A 2438-nucleotide genomic window follows, 5' to 3' on the forward strand; every position below is an offset into this window, starting at 1 on the left:
CCCACCATGGGGTCTAGCACTACGTCACCGGGCCTCGTGTACATGAGTATGAGCGCCCTGGGGATCTGAGGCGCCCAGTTACCCCTGTAGTCCCCCCTGTGGGTGGCCCAGCCACCCCTGACCGGGAAGCTCCAGACCGTCGTCGACACGTCGGTGAGCTCCTCTGGGAGGGGCTCCAGCCGCTTGACTTCTATAGGGTCGAGCCTTATCACCTGGTCCTCGACGACGACCTCCCTGTTCCTAGAGACGAACTCGAGGTACTCGCTTATCGTGACCTCCCGCATCCCCACCACTCCTGGAGGTCTGCCGGCGCGGCGACGAGCTCTACGCTAGCACCCTGTAACCAAGTAGTCTAGAAACCCGATAAAACCGGAGTGCCCGGGCCGGGGTCGCCGGGACAGCCCACACTCTGGGGACAGGAGGCGGGCCCCCGAGCGGCGCAGGCCTGAAACAGCGTGCTCGGGAAGAGAAGGGGGGTGCGGGCAGTCCACGCTACTGCTTCACGACGACGTAGACCCGGGTCCTCCTCGTGCGAGAGACCAGCTTCACGAGACCCTTCTCCTCGAGTAGCCTCAGGATCTTCTTGGCAGTGCTCACTTTGACCCCGTACTTCTGCGCTATAGTACTGGGGGTTACGTAGGGGTCCTCGGCTCTCGCGATCTCCTTCTCGACCTTGGCCAGCAACTCCCCGGTCAAGTCCGGCGACGTCAAGGCGAGCTCGGGTGGTAGAGGCTTCTCGGCTTTCTCCCTCTTCTTCGACATCGACCCACCCTTCAGGACATGTGGATTCGACAGGGGTTTTAAATCATTAACGCCCACAGGCAGCATCGCGTGAGCGCTCACCCGGGAAACCGAAGGGACGTGCAGGCACCGCATGCAAACCGTTTATTTCGTCGAAACCGTAGCAACTACTGGTGGCAGTGTGAAGAGGGTCGCAGCTTACGTAATAGCCGCCGTGCTGGCCTTGGCCGGGGCGCTACTGTGGGCCGCCCTCCAGGCCAGGCCCCAAGGCGGGTCGGCGCCTACTCCAACGACTACGCCGGCTACTACTCAGCCGCCCGCTACTCTGACGGGTTCGCCGGTCAGCGCGGCTCCGCCGTATGGTCAGACCACGCACGCGCCCCCACCAGGGAGCTACACGGTCGTAGTCGCCCAGCCCCCCTTCGGCTCCCTGGCCGTCCAGCCCTACTACACCGTGTCGTTCAACGAGAGCGAGGTCCGCGCAGTACTCGACCTGCTCAAGCAGTGGAACTTGACTGGGGCCGACTACGCCGAGTGGGCTAACAAGAGCCTCGACAAGCTCGCGGTCCTGAGAGTCGGGTTCGTAATAGCCAACAAGGGGGGTTCCCTTGTCTCTTTCTACGCTGGCGGTTGCGCGTGCAACACCGCCCTCCAGGCGCACCCTGTTCTCGTCGAGGAGGGCGGTGTCGTGGCGGTGCCGTACGTAGACTGCCAGGTGCTGTGCCGTAGAGACCTCTCCCCAGGCGGCGTGTTCTACTCCAGGGAGTTCGTGTTCCTCGTAGAGAGGCCGTTCAAGGGCGTGTTCAAGTACGGGACCATTGGCGGCACGGAGTTTTGCTCAGACAAGACCTGCGTCAAGCCCGAGGGTACCTTCGAGGTTGTCGTCAGCTGACCCGGCAGAGGCGTCGGTTTATTTCTCTGCGTGAAGTAGAATTAGAATGGTGGTGAGGGTTGGTCAAGTGCCCCTACTGCGGCTACGAGGCGGACGTCTCGGCCTTCAAGCTACTGAGGGAGCCTTGGAGGTTCCGCTTCTACACGGTGATGAGGCTGGAGTGCCCGAGGTGCCACAAGGTATTCAACTACTACTCGGGTGTGTCCCCGAAGGGTAAAAAGTCCGAGTTCGTGGTCAGGGTAAAGCCGCGGAAGTGACGGAGGGGGCGCCCATCGGCGAATTCTCTACTCGCCCCCACTACCGCTTTTTAGGCGCGCTATGACCTCGACTTCGACGTCGACCCCCCTGGGCAGGTCCGAGACGCCGACGAGGCTCCTGGCCGGCGGGCTCTCCCCGAAGTACTTCGCGTAAACCTCGTTGAACTCGCCTACGCGGCTCAGGTCCCTCAAGTAGACGGTCACCTTGACCACGTCTCTGAGCGTGCCGCCCGCGTCCTCGACTATGGCCTTGATGTTCTCGAGCACCCTGGTAACCTGGCTTCTGAAGTCGCCCCTGACCACCTCGCCGGTGGCCGGGTCTACGGGTATCTGCCCCGAGACAAACAGCCAGCCGTCCACTAGTACGGCCTGGCTGTAGGGGCCTATCGGCTTCGGTGCTCTACTAGAGTAGACCGGCCTCGTAGACAGCACCCCCTTGTTAACCACGAGACTAGACGCGCTTAATCAAGTTTACGGGGCGGCCAAGTGAGGCTCGAGTAGCGCTAGGGCTGCCGCGAATACGACTATAGCGGATGTGGGCACAGCCG

At 62.3% G+C, this 2438-nt stretch carries 4 protein-coding genes and 1 pseudogene; 2 read left to right on the plus strand and 3 right to left on the minus strand.

What is annotated here, in order from left to right:
- Together ACP5VX_RS07010 and ACP5VX_RS07015 are read right to left on the minus strand one after the other, a co-directional pair.
- Positions 1–284 (minus strand): annotated as a pseudogene (locus ACP5VX_RS07010) (DNA methylase); the annotation flags it as partial.
- A gap of 208 nt (positions 285–492) precedes the next feature.
- A complete protein-coding gene (locus tag ACP5VX_RS07015; RefSeq protein WP_428725164.1) occupies positions 493–762 on the minus strand; it encodes a 30S ribosomal protein S25 in 270 nt (89 codons plus the stop codon).
- A gap of 160 nt (positions 763–922) precedes the next feature.
- Between ACP5VX_RS07015 and ACP5VX_RS07020 the strand changes: the two genes are divergently transcribed.
- Both ACP5VX_RS07020 and ACP5VX_RS07025 read left to right on the plus strand, forming a co-directional pair.
- Complete coding sequence (locus ACP5VX_RS07020; RefSeq protein WP_428725165.1) at positions 923–1633, plus strand: hypothetical protein; 711 nt, start codon at positions 923–925, stop codon at positions 1631–1633.
- Between the two features lie 59 nt (positions 1634–1692).
- Positions 1693–1890 (plus strand): hypothetical protein, encoded by a 198-nt coding sequence (locus ACP5VX_RS07025; RefSeq protein ID WP_428725166.1) that lies wholly within the window; start codon positions 1693–1695, stop codon positions 1888–1890.
- Between the two features lie 27 nt (positions 1891–1917).
- Here ACP5VX_RS07025 and ACP5VX_RS07030 read toward each other — a convergent pair whose 3' ends face one another.
- Positions 1918–2337 (minus strand): RidA family protein, encoded by a 420-nt coding sequence (locus tag ACP5VX_RS07030; RefSeq protein WP_428725167.1) that lies wholly within the window; start codon positions 2335–2337, stop codon positions 1918–1920.
- Between the last annotated feature and the right edge of the window lie 101 nt (positions 2338–2438).

Origin of the sequence: Thermogladius sp., assembly GCF_049970955.1 — an archaeon.
Lineage (GTDB): Archaea > Thermoproteota > Thermoprotei_A > Sulfolobales > Desulfurococcaceae > Thermogladius.